Origin of the sequence: Microbacterium sp. Au-Mic1, assembly GCF_021341785.1 — a bacterium.
Lineage (GTDB): Bacteria > Actinomycetota > Actinomycetes > Actinomycetales > Microbacteriaceae > Microbacterium.
Map to the genome: position 1 here is coordinate 321,846 of NZ_JAJTTF010000004.1, position 18,999 is coordinate 340,844.

At 71.2% G+C, this 18,999-nt stretch carries 15 protein-coding genes; 9 read left to right on the forward strand and 6 right to left on the reverse strand.

The annotated features are described in order from the left end of the window. The first annotated feature begins 47 nt into the window (after window positions 1–47). A complete protein-coding gene (locus LXM50_RS07665; RefSeq protein WP_233310711.1) occupies window positions 48–860 on the forward strand; it encodes a PP2C family serine/threonine-protein phosphatase in 813 nt (270 codons plus the stop codon). A 57-nt stretch (window positions 861–917) separates the two neighbouring features. Further along, window positions 918–3,866, forward strand: a complete 2,949-nt coding sequence (locus LXM50_RS07670; protein WP_233310712.1) for an FtsK/SpoIIIE domain-containing protein — start codon at window positions 918–920, stop codon at window positions 3,864–3,866. Here the strand turns inward: LXM50_RS07670 and ald are convergent. Beyond that, entirely contained in the window at window positions 3,838–4,953 is a 1,116-nt protein-coding gene (gene ald, locus LXM50_RS07675) for an alanine dehydrogenase (RefSeq protein ID WP_233310713.1), read from the reverse strand. The genes LXM50_RS07670 and ald overlap by 29 nt on opposite strands. A 49-nt stretch (window positions 4,954–5,002) precedes the next feature. Continuing rightward, complete coding sequence (locus tag LXM50_RS07680; RefSeq protein ID WP_233310714.1) at window positions 5,003–5,998, reverse strand: asparaginase; 996 nt, start codon at window positions 5,996–5,998, stop codon at window positions 5,003–5,005. An 81-nt stretch (window positions 5,999–6,079) separates the two neighbouring features. On the opposite strand from LXM50_RS07680, the gene LXM50_RS07685 reads away from it, so the two are divergent. Beyond that, on the forward strand, window positions 6,080–6,565 hold the full coding sequence (locus tag LXM50_RS07685; protein ID WP_233310715.1) for an OsmC family protein: 486 nt from the start codon (window positions 6,080–6,082) through the stop codon (window positions 6,563–6,565). A 49-nt stretch (window positions 6,566–6,614) separates the two neighbouring features. Here LXM50_RS07685 and LXM50_RS07690 read toward each other — a convergent pair whose 3' ends face one another. Next, the gene (locus LXM50_RS07690) at window positions 6,615–7,304 is read right to left on the reverse strand and encodes a 1-acyl-sn-glycerol-3-phosphate acyltransferase (RefSeq protein WP_233310750.1); all 690 of its coding nucleotides are present in this window, start codon (window positions 7,302–7,304) and stop codon (window positions 6,615–6,617) included. 258 nt (window positions 7,305–7,562) lie between these two features. Here LXM50_RS07690 and LXM50_RS07695 point away from each other — a divergent pair, with 258 nt between their 5' ends. The 3 genes from LXM50_RS07695 to LXM50_RS07705 all read left to right on the forward strand — a co-directional run bounded on the left by LXM50_RS07695 (window position 7,563) and on the right by LXM50_RS07705 (window position 11,123). Next, window positions 7,563–8,531, forward strand: a complete 969-nt coding sequence (locus tag LXM50_RS07695) for an FKBP-type peptidyl-prolyl cis-trans isomerase (protein ID WP_233310716.1) — start codon at window positions 7,563–7,565, stop codon at window positions 8,529–8,531. Window positions 8,532–8,620: 89 nt separating this feature from the next. Then, window positions 8,621–9,706: a 1-deoxy-D-xylulose-5-phosphate reductoisomerase gene (gene dxr, locus LXM50_RS07700; protein ID WP_233310717.1), complete on the forward strand. Its 1,086-nt coding sequence runs from the start codon at window positions 8,621–8,623 to the stop codon at window positions 9,704–9,706. Window positions 9,707–9,791: 85 nt separating this feature from the next. After that, window positions 9,792–11,123 carry an RIP metalloprotease gene (locus LXM50_RS07705; protein WP_233310718.1) on the forward strand — a complete coding sequence of 444 codons (1,332 nt, stop codon included), beginning with the start codon at window positions 9,792–9,794 and terminating at the stop codon, window positions 11,121–11,123. A gap of 28 nt (window positions 11,124–11,151) precedes the next feature. Here the strand turns inward: LXM50_RS07705 and LXM50_RS07710 are convergent, their stop codons facing one another. After that, window positions 11,152–13,056, reverse strand: coding sequence for a chorismate-binding protein (locus LXM50_RS07710; protein ID WP_233310719.1), 1,905 nt, complete (start codon window positions 13,054–13,056; stop codon window positions 11,152–11,154). A gap of 237 nt (window positions 13,057–13,293) precedes the next feature. Between LXM50_RS07710 and ispG the strand changes: the two genes are divergently transcribed. The 3 genes from ispG (at window position 13,294) to LXM50_RS07725 (ending at window position 15,770) form a co-directional block, all read left to right on the forward strand. Next, window positions 13,294–14,445, forward strand: coding sequence for a flavodoxin-dependent (E)-4-hydroxy-3-methylbut-2-enyl-diphosphate synthase (gene ispG / locus LXM50_RS07715; RefSeq protein WP_233310720.1), 1,152 nt, complete (start codon window positions 13,294–13,296; stop codon window positions 14,443–14,445). Next, window positions 14,442–15,302, forward strand: coding sequence for a hypothetical protein (locus LXM50_RS07720; protein ID WP_233310721.1), 861 nt, complete (start codon window positions 14,442–14,444; stop codon window positions 15,300–15,302). Before ispG ends, LXM50_RS07720 begins: the two co-directional genes overlap by 4 nt. Window positions 15,303–15,437: 135 nt before the next feature. Further along, window positions 15,438–15,770: a hypothetical protein gene (locus LXM50_RS07725; protein WP_233310722.1), complete on the forward strand. Its 333-nt coding sequence runs from the start codon at window positions 15,438–15,440 to the stop codon at window positions 15,768–15,770. Between the two features lie 448 nt (window positions 15,771–16,218). Here the strand turns inward: LXM50_RS07725 and LXM50_RS07730 are convergent, their stop codons facing one another. Both LXM50_RS07730 and LXM50_RS07735 read right to left on the reverse strand, forming a co-directional pair. Beyond that, entirely contained in the window at window positions 16,219–17,571 is a 1,353-nt protein-coding gene (locus tag LXM50_RS07730; RefSeq protein WP_233310723.1) for an erythromycin esterase family protein, read from the reverse strand. Then, window positions 17,558–18,976, reverse strand: a complete 1,419-nt coding sequence (locus LXM50_RS07735) for an RNB domain-containing ribonuclease (RefSeq protein ID WP_233310724.1) — start codon at window positions 18,974–18,976, stop codon at window positions 17,558–17,560. Before LXM50_RS07735 ends, LXM50_RS07730 begins: the two co-directional genes overlap by 14 nt. Window positions 18,977–18,999 lie beyond the last annotated feature (23 nt).

Consider the following 18,999-nt stretch of genomic DNA (forward strand, 5'->3'; position numbering starts at 1 on the left):
GAGATTTCAGCGGTCGTTCCGATCGCACGAGGATGCGGAGGACCGCGATGAGCCAGGTTTCGCACGAGCGCGAGGTCGCGCTGGCGTCCGGCGACACGGTCGTCCTGACCTGGGCCGGCGCGACGGACACCGGTCGCCGCCGCGAGAACAATCAGGATTCCCTCCTCGCCGAGTTCCCCCTGTTCGTGGTGGCGGACGGCATGGGGGGTCACGCGGGCGGTGAGATCGCGAGTCAGCGCACGATCGTGCGCCTCGAGGAGGCCGTTGCGGCCGGAGAGATCACGACCGAGACCATCGAGACCGCCCTGGTCGCCGCGGTGCAGGACATCACGGCGCACCCGGACACCACCGACGAAGGCACGGGGACGACGCTGACCGGCGTCTTCTTCACCGTCGTCGGCGACGACGCCCGCTGGATCTCGCTGAACATCGGCGACTCCCGGGTGTACCTGCTGCGCGACGGCGCCCTCAGCCAGGTCACGACGGATCACTCCGTCGTGCAGGAGCTCATCACGGCCGGCCGGCTCAGCCCCGAGGAGGCCGAAGGGCATCCGTACAGCAACGTGATCACCCGCGCCGTCGGGGTCAGCGAGGCGCTGCCGCCGGATTACCGCGAGTTCAGTGTGCAGGACGGCGATCGGTTCGTGATCTGCTCGGACGGGCTCACCAAGGAGCTCACCGACTACGGGATCCAGCACTTCCTGGGCCTCAACCCCACCGCCGGAGGCGCGGTCGATGCGATGCTCGCCGCCGCGCTGGAGAACGGCGGGCGCGACAACGTGACCGTCATCGTCGTGGACGTGAGCCGCACCTCGGCCGACGGCGGATCCTCCTCCACAGTGCCGATCGCCGTCGAGTAGTGCACCGGTTGCGCTGAGCGCTCCCCGCGCCGGGACGGTGCGCGATGGGATGGCGGAATGGATCCCGCCGAGACGATCGTCCTCCCCGTCGTCGCCGTACCCCCGCAGCGCGGTTCGCTCCCGTTGCTCGCCGCGGCGGTGCCGGTGGTGTCCGGAGTCGTGCTCTTCGCGGTCACCGGCTCGCCGCTGTCCCTCTGCTTCGCGGCACTCGGGCCGGTCATGATCCTCGGCTCGTTCCTGGACGGCCTGCGTCAGCGGCGCCGCGCCGCCCGCGTCGCGCGGGGCGAGGAGGCGGAGGCCTGGGCGCAGGTCGAGCAGGTCGTGGGCGCTCGCGAGACGCAGGAGAGGGCCCGTCGGCTGCGCGGGACTCCGGATCTCGCCGCCTGCCTCATGGATCCGCCGACGCGTCCCCTCGCTCTCGCGGATGCGGTCGACATCGCGGTCGGGCGAGGCGACGGACCTTCGCCGCTGCGGTTCAGCGGCACCGGTGGACGCGCCGATGCCTTCCGAGCCCTGCACGGCGTCGTGTCGGGAGTGCCGGTGCCGGTGCGTCTGTCCGACGGCGTATGCGTGCGAGGATCCGGGCCGATCGTCGCAGCCGTGGCCAGAGCCCTTGTGCTGCAACTGTGCCTGCGGCACGCCGTCGGGGCTTTCCGCCTCGAGGGAGACGCCGTCGCCGCGCTCGGGCTGGACGGACTGCCCCAGGCCCGCTTCGCCCCGCACGACGCCGGCATCGTGCATCTCGGCAGCCAGCGGAGCGCTCCATCCGGCCCGCGGCTCTGCCTTCTCGGCCCGGGGGCGCCACCACCGGTGGGCTACCACGCTGTGCTCGACGTCATGGAACCCGGATCCGCACGGCTGCGCACCGCGGAGGGGACGCGCGAGTGCGCCGCCGAAGGGATCTCGCGCGAACAGGCCGAGGCGATCGTGCAGATTCTGATCCGGGAGCAGGGTCAAGAGGCGGCGATTCCGGCTGCGGTGGCGCTGCAGGACGTGCTTCCGTCCGCTGTCGACGCCGTCGGCGCGGACAGCGTCACCGCCGGATCGGACCCCGTGCTGCGCGAGGGCCTGCGAGCGGCGCTCGGGCGGGACGCGGAAGGGCCGGTGATTCCGGACCTCGTCGCGGACGGGCCGCATGCGCTCGTCACCGGCGTCACCGGTGCGGGCAAGAGCGAGCTCCTGGTGACCTGGGTCTCGGCGCTCGCCGCCGCGCATTCGGCGGACCAGGTGAGCTTCGTGCTCGCCGACTTCAAGGGCGGCACAGCCTTCGAGCGGCTGAGGGTGCTGCCGCATGTCGCCGCAGTCATCACGGATCTCGACGCCGAGGGGGCGGATCGCGGCGTGCGGAGCCTCCGCGCCGAGGTCCGGCGCAGGGAGGGCGTCCTCGCGAAGACGGGCGCCCGCAGCGTCCTCGAGAGCGGGGGGGCGCTCGGCCGGTTGGTGATCGTCGTGGACGAGTTCGCGGCCCTGCTGCAGGAGCACCCCGATCTGGCGGCGGTGTTCACGGACATCGCCGCGCGCGGTCGCGCCCTCGGCATGCACCTCATCCTCGGCACGCAGCGCGCGACCGGGGTCATCCGCGACGCGCTGGCCGCGAACTGCCCGCTGCGGATCGCCCTGCGCGTCACTGATCCGGCCGACAGCAGGATCATGATCGGCAGCGATGCGGCGGCGGGACTGCCCGGCGATGCCGCGGGGCGCGGACTCGCCTATCTCCGCCGCCCCCAGGACGCGGCACCCGCGGCGTTCCGCGTCGCGCGGACCGGTGCCCAGGAGCTCGCCGCGATCGCGGCGAGCTGGCGTGACTCCCCGCGGGCGCAGAGCCCCTGGCAGCCCGCCCTGCCGGCGCGGCTGCAGCGCATGGACCTCGGCGCCGTTCGGCCGGGGGAGATCACGCTGGGGCTCGCGGACGAACCGGAGCGTCAACAGCAGGTGGTGCGCACGCTCCGCATCGGTGTGGATCGCGGGCTCGCCGTGTTCGGAGGACCGGGATCCGGGAAGAGCAGTGTGCTGCGGGCCGCGGCGGTGCAGGTGGCCGACGGGGTTCTGCTGGGACCGGACCCGGAACAGGCGTGGTCGCTGATCGATGGGATCGCGGACGGCAGTCGCCCGGTGCCGCCTCTGCTGGCGATCGACGATGTGGACCGGCACCTGGCCGCGTTCCCGCCCGAGTACGCCTCTGCCTGGGCGGAGCGGCTGCAGCGGGCCGTCCGTCGTGCCGCCGAACACGGAAGCACGGTGCTGCTCAGCGCATCACGATGCACCGGACAGCTGTCGGCGATCGCCGATCTGCTGCCGGAGCGCGCCCTGCTGCGCACCGCGAGCCGCACGGAGCACCTCACCGCCGGCGGGGACCCCGGCTCCTATGACCCCGACCGGCTCCCCGGACGCGCGCGACTCGGCGGCGTCGAGGTGCAGTTCGCGCTGCCGGAGGCCGTGGCCGACGGGGGAGCGTCCCTTCCGACGCCGAACGAGGGGACGGCGATGCCCGCGGCGACGCCGCTGTGGGAGCCGCACGCGATGCTCGTCGGAGTGGTGAGCACGGCGCCCGCGCGGACGGCGGAGACGCTCGCCGCGCGCTTCGGCCGTGCGGCCGTGCAGGTACTGGTCGACGGCGCGCCCGTGATCCTCCCGGAGGGAGTCGACCGACGCGGTGAGACGACCGAATCAAGGCGGATCCGCGCGGACGGTGCCGCCGGCCCTGCGGGGCAGCTCGGAGCGACCGGCGACCGGGAGATGCCGGGCCTGGTCCTGCTGATCGGCGACGGGGAGGCCTGGCAGCGGCAGTACGCCCTGTGGCAGCGGATCGTCCGCGGAGGCGAGGTCCTCGTGCTCGCCGAGGCGGCCCGGGAGCTGCGTATGCTCGCCGGCGTGCGCGAGTTGCCGCCGTACGCTGCGCCGTACGCGGGGCGGGCGTGGACCATCGACAGGGACGGGCGTCCGTCCCGGGTGATCCTTCCCGCCCCGCGGGGCGACGTCAGCTCAGCAGCTCGTCCAGCGGCGTGAGGGGCAGATCGTGCGCGGTGGACACTCCGGCGTTCGCGATCTTCCCGCCGGTCACGTTCAGACCACCGGCCAGCGCGACGTCGGCGCGCAGCGCCGCCTGCCAGCCGCGACCCGCGATCTGGCGGACGTACGGCAGCGTCGCATTCGTCAGCGCCGAGGTGGACGTGTTCGGCACAGCGCCCGGCATGTTCGCCACGCAGTAGAACACCGTGTCGTGCACGCGGAACGTGGGGTCGTCGTGCGTTGTCGGGTGGGTGTCCTCGAAGCAGCCGCCCTGGTCCACCGCGATGTCCACGAGCACGCTGCCCGGGCGCATCTCGGCGACCATGTCGTTCGTCACGAGCTTCGGCGCCTTGGCCCCGGGGATCAGCACGGATCCGATGACGAGGTCCGAGTTCACGACGGCGCGGCGCAGGTCGAGCGGGTTCGACGCCGCCGTCTTCACCCGGCCGCCGAAGAAGTCGTCCAGATACCGCAGTCGCGCGATGTTCGTGTCGAAGATCGTCACATCCGCGCCCATGCCCGCGGCGATCACGGCGGCGTTCGCGCCGGCGACACCGCCGCCGATCACGGTCACGGTCGCGGGGCGGGTGCCGGGAACGCCCGACATCAGCAGTCCGAGGCCGCCGTGCGAGCGCATCAGCGTGTTCGCGCCGACCAGCGGGGCGAGACGACCCGCGACCTCGCTCATCGGAGCGAGCAGCGGCAGCGCGCCCGAGGCCAGCTGCACCGTCTCGTAGGCGATCGCCGTCATTCCCGACTCCGCGAGCTTGTCGGTGAGCGGACGATCGGCAGCGAGGTGCAGATACGTGAACAGCACCAGGTCGCTGCGGAAGCGGTGGTACTCGCTGGCGATCGGCTCCTTCACCTTCAGCACCAGCTCGGCACGCGCCCACACCTCGTCGGCGTCATCGAGCAGCGTCGCTCCCGCCTCCAGATAATCGGCATCCGACATCGAGGATCCGGCACCGGCGCCGGACTGCACGAAGACCTCATGACCGGCCTGCACGAGATCGTGCACACCGGCGGGCGTGAGGGCGACGCGGAACTCGTTGTTCTTCACCTCGCTGGGGACAGAGATCCTCATCGTGGCTCCTTTCCTTCCCTATGACGGGTACGGCCCCTTCTGGGGGCGTTCAGATTCCGGCGCCGGGGCGGATGGCCCCCACGCCGTTGCCGCCTCCGAGGACGACAAGTGGAAGGGCCGAGGCGAGGCTGTCCACCTGCGCGTCGGTCAATGCGCCCGCACGGGCGAGCAGGGTGGCGGCCACGATCGTGGCCGCACGGCCGGAGCCGTCGAGCATCTTCAGGGCGACGGTGGTGCCGTTGGGGGCCACCATGACCATCACGCCCTCGGCGCCGTGCTTGGCGAACACGCCCAGCTTCTCGATCGCGATGGTGTCAGGGCGTCCAGGGCCCTCGATCGTCCACGGGTTCTCGCGCACCGTGCGCACCAGGGCACCGGCCACCCGATGCAGCGCGAACGGCGAGCGCTCCGAGGCGGAGCCGATGCGGTGCACGGCCCGCGCGAGCCCGGTGAGCGTGATGGCGTGCACCGGAGCACCGCACCCGTCGATGGCCGTGGCTGCGACGCGCTCTCCGCTGAGCCGCTCGACGACGTCCTTGATGTGCACCTGCAGGGGATGGTCCAGGTCGAGGTATCCCGCGGTGGGCCAGCCGTTCGCGACGCAGGCGCGCAGCATCGTGGCGTGCTTGCCGGAGCAGTTCATCCGGATGCGCGCCTTGCCGGCGTGATCGCGCACGAGCTCGTCTCGGGTCGCCGAGTCTCCTGGCCAGTCCGCGGGGCAGCCCAGGTCGTCCTCGGTGAGCCCGCCCTCGGCGAGCATCTCGCGCACGACGGCGACGTGACGGTCGGTGCCGATGTGACTGGCGGTCGCGAGGCCGAGCTGCTCGCCCTCCAGTGGGGCGCCGGCTGTCAGGCAGGCGATCGCCTGCAGCGGCTTCATGCTGGAGCGGGGCAGGACCAGCGCGTCGGCGTTGCCGTGGCGGACGACCACCTCGCCCTCCGGGGAGAGCACGACGGCCGCTCCGATGTGGCGGGATTCGATGAATCCGTTCCGTTCGACGACGGCGAGTTCCACGGCATCCTGGACGGTCAGAGTCTGCACCACGACAGCAAGCCTAGTGGGCGCGGACGCCGCGGACAGGCGGCACGTCGACCGGCGTCGGCAGGATCCTGGCACCATGGACCCATGAGCCTCGGCACACACCGTTACGCCCTCACGACGACCTGGACCGGCAACCGGGGGACGGGCACCTCGGGATACCGCGACTACGATCGCGCGAGCACGCTCACCGTGGCGGGCAAGCCGGAACTGCTGGCCTCCTCCGACAAGCCGTTCCGGGGGGATCCCACCCGATGGAATCCGGAGGATCTGCTGCTCGCGGCGCTCAGCGAGTGCCATCTGCTGAGCTATCTGCATGCCTGCGTGACGGCGGGGGTCGTCGTCGTCGATTACCGCGACGAGGCCACCGGCACGATGCAGGAGGACGGTCGCGGCGGTGGGGCGTTCACCGAGGTGACGCTGCATCCCGTCGTCACGATCGCCGAGGAGTCCATGCGCGAGGCCGCGGCCTCCGCGCACGCGCAGGCAAACGCATGGTGCTTCATCGCGAACTCGGTGTCGTTCCCCGTGCACCACGAGGCAACGATCCTGGTCGTTCCGACCGGCCCCTGACGTTCGACGAAGGGCGGTCCCTGAGCGAGCCGCACGCGAGACGAAGGGGTCAGCGCCGTTCGTGCGGCAGCGCCTGCATGATCTTCTCGATCGCGCCGTGTGCGGGCACCTCGTTGTAGACGCCGGCGAGCTCCTGCTCGCTGAGGGCGTGGATCGCGGCCATGATCTCGTCGGTCGCGCCACGGCGGGCGCGACCGGAACTCGCAGCTCCGTGGTGCGAGAGATCCAGCGGCTCGCCGAAGCGGATCGTGACCTTCGACCCGATCCTGGGCATGCTCGCGCCGACGGGCATCGCCTTGTCGGTGCCGATCACGCCGACCGGCACGACCTTCGCACCCGTCTGCAGAGCCAGGAAGGCGACGCCCGTGCGTCCCTTGTAGAGTCGGCCGTCGGTCGAACGGGTGCCCTCGGGGTACAGCGCGACCGCGAGTCCTCGGTCCAGCAGCTTGCGCTGCTCGTCCAGGGCGTCCAGCGCGGCCTGACCCGCGCCGCGGCGCACCGGGATCGCGCCGACCGCGCGCATGAAGCTCGCGACGAAGCGACCCTTCAGGCTCGTGCCCTCGAAGTAGCTCGACTTCGCCAGGAAGTGCACGCGCCGGGGAGCCGCGACCGGGATCGCGATCGAGTCGATGAACGACAGGTGGTTCGACGCGATGATGATCGGGCCGTCTTTCGGCACATTCGCGCGCCCCTCGATGCGAGGGCGATAGACGAGTCGGGTGAGCGGGATCAGGATCATCCGGCCGAGCAGATACGTGGCACCGGCGCGATGCACCTCGTCGTCGAGATGATCCTGCTCTGCGACGGCCTCGTCGCGGTCCGCAGACGCTGCGGGTTCGGGTTGCGGGGTCACCAGACAAGGCTAGATCAGGATCCATTCCGCGATCGGAATGAGCGCGCGAGGCGATGCGGGAAGCGGATTCACGCCACCTCCCAGCGGCGGCAAAGCCCGATAGGGCAGGATAGGCGGGTTCGTCCCTACGTCTCGAGGTCCTCCGTGCGCATCCGCATCGCCGCTGCTCTGTCCGCCGTCGCCGCGACGGCTCTCCTGCTCTCCGGCTGTGCCGGCGCCGCGAACCCCTCGGCCTCGCCGTCGCCGTCCGCATCGTCGTCGTGCCTGCTCGATGCCAAGCCGGGCAAGGCCTCCGACGCGGTCAAGGTCGAGGGCGAGGGCAAGGACCTGAAGGTCACCGTGCCGTCCGGCACCGACATCGACGCCGCCACCGCGGTCGAGCGCACCGTGGTCAAGAAGGGCGACGGCAAGGATGTGGTCGCCGGAGACCTGGTCTCCGTGCAGTACCGCATCGTGAACGCCGCCGACAGCGCTTTGCTCGACTCCAGCGCGCGCGGCGTGGACGACCAGCTTCCCGTGCTCCTCGACCCGAACCAGCAGTCGCTCTTCGTCGCGGCGCTGGAGTGCCAGCCGCTCGGATCCTCCGTCGTGCTCGCCCTCCCCGGCAAGGTGATGGGCGAGGGTCAGAAGGCGATCGTGGTCTACGCGCAGTCCACGAAGGCTCTGCCCACGGTCGCGACGGGCAAGGAGGTCGCCCCGGTCGAGGGCATGCCGACGGTGAAGCTCGACAAGGACGGCGCCCCCGAGATCACCATCCCGAAGACCGACCCGCCCACGGCGACGACCATCGCGAACCTCAAGCAGGGCGACGGTCCGACGGTGCAGAGCGGCGACTACGTGATCGTGCAGTACCGCGGCGTGACGTGGGCCGACGGCAAGGAGTTCGACTCCAGCTGGAAGCGGAAGGCTCCGGCCCAGTTCCAGACGACGGGCGTGGTGACCGGGTTCAAGAAGGCGCTCGAGGGTCAGAAGGTCGGTTCGCAGGTGCTGGTCGTGATCCCGCCCGCCGAGGGCTATGGCGACCAGGCGCAGCAGTCGATCCCCGCGAACTCGACGCTGGTGTTCGTGGTCGACATCCTCGGCACGGTGCCGGCGGCAGCCCCCGCGCAGTGATCCGCCCCTGAGGCGATCGAGGGCCCGTGCGCGTTGGACGATGCGCACGGGCCCTCTTCCGTCGGCAGGACACGGCCTAGGCTGAGGCCATGCGTCGCGTCCTCATCCTCGGCTCCACCGGCTCCATCGGCACTCAGGCTCTCGACGTCATCAGGGCGAACCCGGATCGGTTCGAGCTGGTCGGGCTCGCCGCGGGCACGCAGGCGGATCTGCTGGAGCAGCAGGCCGAGGAGTTCGGCGTGGACGACACGGCACTCGGCGCCGCTGAGGCCGAGCAGCTGGTCCGCGACATCGAGGCCGATGTCGTCCTCAACGCGATCACCGGATCCATCGGCCTCGGCTCGACGCTCGCGGCCCTCAAGGCCGGCCGCACCCTGGCGCTCGCGAACAAGGAGTCGCTGATCGTCGGCGGCGCGCTCGTCACCGCACTCGCGCAGCCCGGTCAGATCGTGCCCGTGGACTCGGAGCATTCGGCCATCGCGCAGGCGCTGCGCTCCGGCACGAAGCAGGAGGTCCGCCGCCTCGTCGTCACCGCCTCCGGAGGGCCCTTCCGCGGCCGGACCCGCGAGGTGATGGCGGCGGTCACGCCGGCCGAGGCGCTCGCCCACCCCACCTGGGACATGGGGCGCATGGTCACCACCAACTCGGCGACGCTCGTGAACAAGGGCCTCGAGGTCATCGAGGCGCATCTGCTCTTCGACGTGGACTACGAGCGGATCGAGGTCGTGGTGCACCCGCAGTCGATCGTGCACTCGATGGTGGAGTTCGTGGACGGATCCACGATCGCGCAGGCGTCCCCGCCCGACATGCGCCTGCCCATCTCGCTGGGCCTGGACTGGCCGAACCGCGTGGGCGGTGTCGGGCGTCCGATCGACTGGACCAAGGCGGCCAGCTGGACCTTCGAGCCGCTCGACAACGCCGCATTCCCGTCCGTCGCGCTGGCGAAGCACGTCGGCCGAGCCGGGCGCACCTTCCCCGCGGTGTACAACGCGGCGAACGAGCAGGCGGTGAACGCGTTCCACGAGGGGCGACTGAGCTTCCTCGCGATCGTCGACACCATCCAGCGCGTCGTCGATGCGCACGAGCCGCCGGATGAGCTCACCGTCGAGTCGTTGGCGGACGCCGAGGCCTGGGCGCGGGCGACGGCGGACCGGATGATCGCCGCACAGGCATGAGAGGTCGCGTCGGGTCCCGAGGATCCTGGCGACTGCACAGGTCCGGCACGGCCGTTTCCTAGCCCCGCACCGGTAACGTGGCGGGGTGGAGATCCTGCTATACATCGGCGGCCTGCTGTTCGTGCTGGTCGGGCTCGGTGTCTCGATCGCCCTGCACGAACTCGGGCATCTCGTTCCCGCCAAGCTGTTCGGGGTGCACGTCGGTCAGTACATGATCGGCTTCGGGCCGCGACTGTTCTCGAAGAAGATCGGCGAGACCGAGTACGGCGTCAAGGCGCTTCCGATCGGCGGCTTCATCTCGATGTCCGGCATGTACCCGCCCTCGCCCGGCGACCAGGGCGACGACGTCGGGCGGAGCCTGTCGCGCGGCGCGTTCCGCACGCTCATCCAGGACGCGAGGGCTGCGAACGACGAGACCATCGACCCGGAGCGCGCGAGCCGCGTCTTCTACCTGCTCCCGGTGTGGAAGCGGGTCGTCGTCATGTTCGGCGGGCCGTTCATGAACCTGGTGCTCGCGGTCGTCACGTTCACAGTGCTGCTGAGCGGGATCGGCCTGCAGCAGGGTACGACCACGATCGCCTCGGTCTCGGAATGCGTGCTGCCGGCCGGTTCCACGCAGACCTCGTGCGCCGCCTCGGATCCGGTGGCGCCCGCGGCGCAGGCCGGGGTCAAGCCGGGGGACAGGATCGTCTCGGTCGACGGGAAGGACGTCAGCACCTTCGCCGAGGCCAGTGCGATCATCCAAGACTCTCCCGGCAAGACCATCCCGCTCGTCGTCGAGCGCGACGGATCCCGGCTCACGCTGTCGCTGACCCCGGTCGCCGCCCAGCGGCAGGAGGCGGACGGCAACGGTCGCGCCGTCGTCGACGACAAGGGCAACGCGGTGATGCACACGGTCGGCTACGCCGGAGTCGGTGCGCAGCTCGCCTACGTGCAGCAGCCGCTGTCGGCCGGGTTCGAGCAGGCGATGGCGAACACCGGTTCCGTCGTCCAGCTCATCGGCAACCTGCCCGTGCGGCTGTGGGACGTGGGTGTCTCCCTCGTCACGAACACGCCTCGTGACCCCAATGGCCCGCTCAGCGTGATCGGCGTGGGCCGGATCGCCGGGGAGGTGGCCGCGGCCGACGCTCCGCTGTTGAACCGGTTCGCGGTGCTGCTGAGCCTCATGGGGTCACTCAACATCGCCCTGTTCGTGTTCAACCTGATCCCGCTGCTGCCCCTGGACGGCGGGCACATCGTGGTGGCGCTGTGGGACGGGGTGAAGCGGGCGTGGGCGAAGGTCTTCCGGCGTCCGAAGCCCAAGCCCGTCGACGCCACCCGCCTCGTGCCGCTCACGATCGTCGTCGCGGCGCTGCTGGTCGGCATGGGCGGTCTGCTGCTCGTCGCCGACCTGTTCCACCCCGTGACGATCGGCTGAGCAGGTTCCCGGCGCTCCTGGGCGCGGCTCAGCGCGCGTTCAGGGCGTGCCCGACCAGGCGCTGCAGCGTCGTCATCCCGTCGCGGGACAGGATCGACTCCAGGTGCCCCTGCACGGACGCGAACGCCGGCCCGCGCAGGGCGTAGACATCCCCGGACTCCGCATCCGCGGACACCTCGGCGACGTCGGCCTCGGTCGTGCCCGGCGTCACGCGCGCCGTGAACGTGTTGTAGAAGCCGATCGAGGCGTCCTCGCCGAACACCGGCACCGACTTCTGCAGCCCCTGGTGCGGGCTGGCGAGCGGTGCGAGCTCGATCCCGAGGGAGTCCGCGAGGATCTGGTGGCTGAGGCACACGGCGAGCAGCGGGCGTCCGCCGGCGCGACGCCGAGCGACGAGCGCACGCATCCGGGCGATGCGGAGTGAGGAGTCGTCTCGCGGGTCGCCGGGGCCGGGACCCGCCACGAGCAGATCCGCGGCGTCGATCTCGGCGTCGTCGGCCTCCGCCCACGGCAGGATCCGCACGTCGAGCCCGAGGTGGCGCAACTGGTGCGCGAGCATGGTCGTGAACCGGTCCTCGGCGTCGACGACCACGGCCGTGCGCCCGGCGAAGGGCGCCGCGGCCGTCGTGCCCGTGCCGCCGTCCTGCGGGTTGATCCAGAACTCGGCGAGGCGGGCGTTGCGGGAGGCGAGCAGCGCCTGGATCTCCGGATCCTCGGCAGGGGTCGAGCCGGATCCGGGGGCATCCGCGTCCTCACGGGCTTCGGCGGCGGTGTCCCGTGCAACGGCGCCGATCGCCCCCAGCACTCCCGCGGCCTTGCCGTGGGTCTCGCCGACCTCGCCGGCAGGGTCCGAGTGGCGCACAAGGGTGGCGCCGACCGGGACGCTCACTTCCCCGTCCTTCAGATACACGGTGCGGATCAGGATCGGCGCGTCCAGGTCATGCCCGCCGGCGTCGTTCGGAGTGAAGAGCGCCGCCACGCCGGAGTAGTAGCCGCGCGGCTTGCGCTCATGCCGGCGGATCACCGTGCAGGCGTTCTGCATCGGGGATCCGGTCACGGTGGGCGCGAACATGGTCTCGCGCAGGATGTCGCGGGGGTCCAGCCGGCTGCTGCCGCGCAGCATGTACTCGGTGTGCGTGAGCCGCGACATCTGCTTGAGGTGCGGCCCGGTGATCCGTCCGCCGTCGGAGCAGACGGCGCTCATCATCTTGAGCTCCTCATCGACCACCATGAACAGCTCCTCGGTCTCCTTCGTCGAGGAGAGGAACTCGCCCAGCGCCGCCGTGGTCGAGCCGCCGGCGGGGTGGCGGAACGTGCCGGAGATCGGGTTCATGGTGACCACGCCGCCCTGCGCCACGACATGCGCCTCGGGACTCGCGCCGACGGCGACCACGCCCGGGGTGACGACCGCGAACGTCCAGTACGCGCCGCGCTCGTGCTCGAGCAGCGCCCGGAACCAGGTGAGTGCCGCGGTGCGCTCCGCGTCGGGCGCCGTCGTATCGATGCGGGCGGTGTAGTCGCGGCGGATCACGAAGTTCGCTCCCTCGCCGCGGCCGATCTCGTCGGCGATCACGCGCTCGACGATCGCCGCGTACTCCTCGTCGCTGAGGTCGAAGCCGCCGTCGTGCAGGGGGATCGGGTCCGCGGGCAGCGCCGCACGCACCTCTTCCGCCGGCAGGTGCAGGTGCTCGTCCACGAGCAGGCAGCGCAGCGGGGCGCCGTCGTCCTGCGCCTCGAAGCCGCGCTCGCGCACCTGGCGGTACGGGACCAGCGAGAACACCTCGCGGCGCTCGCCGGCGGTGCCCAGGGGGATGTCGGCGAGGTTCGTCACGTCGACGATCTCGCCGGTGAGCAGCTCGACGCTGTCCGAGCCCTCGCGGGCGAGCAGGACGAACGACGAATCGAGAGCGTGGATCCGGTCGGCGGTGGTCATTGAAAGTGCTCCTGAAAGAGGGATCCGACGCGGCAGAAACGACAAGACCGCCCCGGAAGGCGGTCTGGATCGTGGGTCGCGAACTCTCCGCCTAACGGGCGGGCCACCAAGAGCGGTTCGCGGACATGCGCCGAAACTACCACACCGGCGCGGCGGGGCAGCACGTCGTGACGTTCGCGGCGTGCGCTCAGCTCGCGCGCGGATCCCGTCCAGCCGTGCACGGGTACCCTGGGAGACGTGCCAGCTGTGAACCTGGGGATGCCCAAGATCCCCGACGTCCTCGCCCCGCGACGCAAGAGCCGCCAGATCAAGGTGGGCAAGGTGCTCGTCGGCGGCGGCGCTCCCGTCAGCGTGCAATCGATGACGACCACGAAGACCACCGACATCAACGGGACTCTGCAGCAGATCGCCGGGCTCACGGCCTCCGGCTGCGAGATCGTGCGCGTCGCCGTGCCCTCGCAGGACGACGCCGATGTGCTGCACATCATCGCGAAGAAGAGCCAGATCCCGGTCATCGCCGACATCCACTTCCAGCCGAAGTACGTGTTCCAGGCGATCGACGCCGGCTGCGCGGCCGTGCGCGTGAACCCGGGCAACATCCGCAAGTTCGACGATCAGGTCGGCGCGATCGCGGCGGCGGCGAAGGCTGCGGGCGTGTCGCTGCGCATCGGCGTGAACGCCGGGTCCCTGGACCCACGGCTGCTCGAGAAATACGGCAAGGCCACCCCTGAGGCGCTCGCCGAGAGCGCCCGCTGGGAGGCGTCGCTGTTCGAGGAGCACGACTTCCACGACTTCAAGATCTCCGTCAAGCACAACGACCCGGTCGTCATGGTGAAGGCGTACCGTCTGCTCGCCGCGATGGGCGACTGGCCGCTGCACCTCGGTGTGACCGAGGCGGGTCCTGCGTTCCAGGGCACGATCAAGTCGGCCACGGCCTTCGGCATCCTGCTCGGCGAGGGCATCGGCGACACGATCCGCGTCTCCCTGTCGGCGCCGCCCGCCGAGGAGGTCAAGGTCGGGCACCAGATCCTGCAGTCGCTGAACCTGCGCGAGCGCAAGCTCGAGATCGTGTCCTGCCCGTCGTGCGGGCGAGCACAGGTCGACGTGTACACGCTCGCCGAGAACGTCACCGAGGGTCTCAAGGACATGACCGTGCCGCTGCGCGTGGCCGTCATGGGCTGCGTCGTGAACGGCCCGGGTGAGGCCCGCGAGGCCGACCTCGGCGTCGCCAGCGGCAACGGCAAGGGGCAGATCTTCGTCAAGGGCGAGGTCATCAAGACCGTGCCCGAGGAGGACATCGTCGCCACTCTCATCGAGGAGGCGAACCGCATCGCTGACGAGATGGGCCCTGGCGCGCCGATCGGCACCGCGCAGGTCGTCACCTCGTGACCAGCGCCACGATCGTCACCTTCCCGTCGGGATCCCTCGTCGAGTCCGCCCGCGTCGTGGGCGTGCATCCGGCGGATGGCGGCGCCGTCGTCGTCCTGGATCGGACGCCCTTCCACCCTGTCGACCACACCTGGCCGGACCAGCCGGGGGATCGGGGTTCGCTGCGGGTGGACGACGTCGAGGTCGCCGTGACCGAGGCCGTCATGGCGGCGGTGAGCGACGAGGGCGAGGTCGCGTTCGGGGCCGATATCCCCGTCAAGCGGGGCGCGGAGGGCTGGACCTGGCTCGTCGGGCACCGGATCGAGGCGGTTCCTTCGGTGCTCGCGGCCGGGGCCGCGGCCGAGGCCGCTGTCGACGCTGCGCACCGCGCGGGTCTGAGCCGCGGGCACACCGCGTGCCACCTGGCCTCGTTGGCTCTGGATCTGTCGGTCGCAGACCTGTGGCGCAAGGATCCCGGATCCGACGCACTCGGCACCCCTGACTTCGAGGGGCGCGCGAATCAGACCAGCTTCATCCACGAGGACGGCGCGGTGGACGAGTACCGCCTCGGCAAGAGCCTGCGCAAGGCGGGTTTCGACACCGAGGGCTTCGCCGCGTCTCTGGCCGAGCGCGAGGATCGCATCAACGCGCAGCTCGCGGCCTGGGTCGCGTCCGGCGCACCGAGCCGGATCGACGTGGAGGGCGAGACGATCGTCGATCGCCGCCGCTGGGTGTGCGAGCTGCCCGAGGGCACCCCGTCGATCCTGTGCGGCGGGACGCACGCGTCATCGCTCGCGGAGTTCGCGTCGATCACGGTGACCCTGGACCTTTCGGATCCGCAGCTGCTGGTGATGACGACGTCGGCGGTGCCGGCGTAAGTTGCCGGACGCGGCGCGGCAGGACTGTCGCCCGGGCGGCTCGGCGGGGCTGACACAGGTTCGCGCCCGCCGACCGATCGGATGGCGCAGGACGACGTCGCCTTCGCCGAAGATCCGCCGGGATAGGCTTCGACCATGTCCCTGATCGCCGTGCTCGATGAATGGATCATCGGTGCCGATGTCGCGCTCGCGATGCAGCTGCACGCCGCGCCGCTCGCCTGGCTGGTGGCCATGGGTGCTGTCGCGATCGGTGCGGCGGTGATGGGGATCGCCCTCGCGGTCATGATCGCCGTGGTCATGCGCTTCGGGACAGAATACGGGGCGCCTGTCAGCGGGACGAGGTCGCGACCGACTCGCGAGCGTCAGACGATGTCCACGACATGGCGCAGCCGCCCCGTCGGGGCTCGTGGCGCGCGAGCGCCCGGGAACGCCGATTCGGCGTCCCGCACTGCAGTGCCGATCGGGTAACGACCCGGGCGGTCGCCGCGGTTCGAGGACGCGCACAGCGTCCTCGTTCTGCCGACCCCCGGAGACCCCCATGCCCACGCCTCGTCTGCCCCGCCTCTGTGTGCCCTGTCGCCGTCTGCCGCGCCACCGGGCCCGGTGGATCCGTCTCTTTCGCTATCGCGCACGGCGAGCGCGAGCCAGGAGCTCGCTCGCCCTGCTGCGACTGACCGTCCGCATCGATACTTGGATGTACTTCGCCGCCGCAGCTCTGATCGGATTCGAGGGAGTGGAGGTGCTGTTCGGCACCTTCCTCTTCGCCCCGGAGTTCGTCCCGCTGATCCTTGTGCTGCTCGCTCTGATCTGGGTGGCGAAGACTCGAGGACACCAGGGGATCCGTCTGCTGCGTCTGCATCGTCGTGTTCGGCGCCGGCGATCCCGACGTCCGAGACGCGACACGCGTCGGCGCGATTCAGCGCCTGTCCAGCCCCCGCTCGTCGATCCACGTCTGCCAGGGTGAGACCGTCCGGATGAAGGCCACGGCGTCGAACGCGTCGCGCGCGTGGCCGGGCTGGACCACGTCGCCGTTGTGCCAGCCTGCGGTCGCGTCTAGCGCGGAGGCGGCCCCCGGGGGAAGGATACGCAGGTCCACCACGGCGTCGCCGATGCCGGAGCGCTTCAGCACCGCGTCCAGGCTCGACTCCGCGAGCGGTGCGAGCCGTGAGACGAACGGGCGGGAGTGCCCTGGTGGATCCGCGGGGTCAGGGCGGTGCAGCCATTGCTCGCCGCCGCCGAACGCCGTGCCGATCACCACGAGGTCGTCGCCGATCCGATCGCTGAGATGCGCACCCATGGTCGTCATCGGATCCGGCACGAACGGGGGAGCGGAGAACGGGGTGCGCTGCACATGACCGTTCGCGGCGGCGACGACGATGCGAGGCTCGCGCCGCAGGATCCACTCGACGGTGTCGGCCATCCACTCGTCGCGGATGTTCGCGGGCGGCCAGGTTCGGGTGGGGCCCGCGGCCATTGCCTGCAGGAACGCGTCCGCCGCACGGGCGCCGTCCGCGGCGCGGATCGCGAAGTCCACCCGTGCCTCGGCGCCGGCATCGCCGCCGAGCGCGGCGATCTGCTCGCGTCGGCGTGCGCGGATCCGCGCCGAGAGGTCGGCGATGCCGACGGTGATCGCCGCGCGCTCGGAGTCGGGCAGCGCCAGATGAGCCTGGATGGTCGGCGCCGCCTGCGCCAAACCCGTCCGGTCGTCGGGCAGGTACGCGAACCGCGGCAGCAGCGTCGCGCGCAGGTGTGCGGCGTAATGCGGATCGGTCTCGTCGAGCACCGCGAGCGCGGCCGCGATGCCCGGCAGGGCACTCGCCGAGGAATCGGGCAGGTCCATCCCGTACCAGCGCGGTGCGGGATGTCCGGTGGCGGTGCGCTCGCGCATCCAGGTGACCTGGTCGAGCATCTCCTGGCATGCGCCGAACCGGTAGGAGATCCCCTCTCGCAGGGCGTCCCGCAGGCGGCCGCGGCCGGTGCGGATCCAGTCGTCGACGTGGCGCCCCTCGGGCAGGCCGCTCTCGGTCACCAGCGCTGTGAAGCCGGCGCGGCGATGCAGGAACCGGAACACACGATGGCGCAGCGCGAAGAACTCGTGCACGCGGTGCATGGATTCGCCGATCGCGACGACGCGCGCATCGCCCACGATGTTCAGAAGCGGCTCGAGGTCCGCGTCGTCCTCGTCGTCGGGGTCGAGCGTGCGCAGGCGGTGCGCGTGGGTGCGCAGCCACGCCGAGAGCTCCGCCGAGGCGTCGTCAGGCGACGGCAAAGGAGACCTGCCCCTTCGCGACATCGACCGCGTTCAGGATCACCCGGATGGTCGCCCCCGCGGCCGCCGAGTCCGGCAGCCCCAGCGATGCGGTCACGGGCGGATCCGCGATCTGCACGGTTCCGCGAGCGCCGTTGCGCCGGATCACGACCGCGTCGAAGGGCTCGCCCACGTGCGGCGCCAGCAGCGCCGCCTCCACGAGGTCGAGCGTGCGCGAGTTCAGCGTCGACGAGCGCTGGGCAGACGCGCGCATCAGATCCGGAACCTGCGCGAGGCTGTCGTGCACCCAGGCCGGGATCTCCTCGCCCCGGCTCACGGCGAGCGAGATCGCGAGCGACCAGCGGTCCACGAGACGCCGCAGCGGCGCGGTCGCGTGCGCGTAGGGTGCGGCGATCGCCGCCTGCGTCGTCTCCGCGGGCACCTCGCCGTCGAAGGCGACGTACCCGGCGCCGCGGAACAGAGCCGACGCGGCCTCCAGGATCGGCAGGGTGCGCGGATCTTCGCGATCCAGCCCACGCAGATAGTCGCCGTATCGCCCGGTCGTCCACGCCACGCCGAGCGCGGCGGTCTGCCGCCGGAACGTCTCGAATGCGGCGTCGTCGGGCTGTGGCATGGTCCGCAGGATCCCGACCTTCGCCTGCAGCATGAGCTGAGCAGCCGCCATGCCCGTCATGAGCGACAGCTGCGCGTTCCAGTCCTCGATCGGCAGCGGGGTACGGCGCTCGATCGCGTAGGTGCCGTCGTCGCGGCGGACCACCTCGTCGTCGGGCAGGTTCAGGCTCGCCCCGCCCCGTTGCGCCTCCTGCGCCAGTCGCAGCCGCCCGACCTCGGGGAGGAGTGCGGCCGGCGTGTCGCGCCCCGCGTCGAGGTCAGCCTGCGTCGTGACGTAGTCCAGCTTCGCGCGTGATCGGATCAGCGCGCGCTCCAGGCGGGTGTCGATGACGGATCCGGCGGTGTCGAGCGCGAACGTCCACACCAGGGCCGGGCGGTCCTGATCCGGCAGCAGTGAGGCGTGGTCCTCGCTGAGCACGGGCGGATGCAGCGGAATCGTCCCATCCGCCGCGTACAGCGTCTCGCCGCGGGCGCGGGCCGCCTCGTCGAGCGCGCCGCCCGGCGCGACGAACGACGGGACGTCCGCGATCGCGTAACGCACGGTGTAGCCGGATCCGTTCCGCTCGATCTGGAAGGCCTGGTCGAGATCCATCGACCCCGCGGGATCCAGCGTCGCGAACGGGATGTCGCGCAAGTCCAGATCCGGCGTCGGTGCGGTGGCCGATGCGGCTTCCGCCAGTGCCTCGGGCGGGAACCCTGCAGGCGCATCGATCTCGGTGCGCAGAGCCGCAAGCGCGGTGGCGAGCTCGCTCTGTGCGGCGGACGGGGCGATGTGCGGTCGGCGCTGCAGCATGGGTTCAGCCTAGGCCGCGCTTC

Excerpts from the sequence above, each read along its gene's own strand:
- LXM50_RS07665 (WP_233310711.1), top strand. The coding sequence starts at position 48 with ATGAGCCAGGTTTCGCACGAGCGCGAGGTCGCGCTGGCGTCCGGCGAC.
- LXM50_RS07670 (WP_233310712.1), top strand. The coding sequence starts at position 918 with ATGGATCCCGCCGAGACGATCGTCCTCCCCGTCGTCGCCGTACCCCCG.
- ald (WP_233310713.1), bottom strand. The coding sequence starts at position 4,953 with ATGAGGATCTCTGTCCCCAGCGAGGTGAAGAACAACGAGTTCCGCGTC.
- LXM50_RS07685 (WP_233310715.1), top strand. The coding sequence starts at position 6,080 with ATGAGCCTCGGCACACACCGTTACGCCCTCACGACGACCTGGACCGGC.
- LXM50_RS07690 (WP_233310750.1), bottom strand. The coding sequence starts at position 7,304 with ATGATCCTGATCCCGCTCACCCGACTCGTCTATCGCCCTCGCATCGAG.
- dxr (WP_233310717.1), top strand. The coding sequence starts at position 8,621 with ATGCGTCGCGTCCTCATCCTCGGCTCCACCGGCTCCATCGGCACTCAG.
- LXM50_RS07710 (WP_233310719.1), bottom strand. The coding sequence starts at position 13,056 with ATGACCACCGCCGACCGGATCCACGCTCTCGATTCGTCGTTCGTCCTG.
- LXM50_RS07725 (WP_233310722.1), top strand. The coding sequence starts at position 15,438 with ATGTCCCTGATCGCCGTGCTCGATGAATGGATCATCGGTGCCGATGTC.
- LXM50_RS07735 (WP_233310724.1), bottom strand. The coding sequence starts at position 18,976 with ATGCTGCAGCGCCGACCGCACATCGCCCCGTCCGCCGCACAGAGCGAG.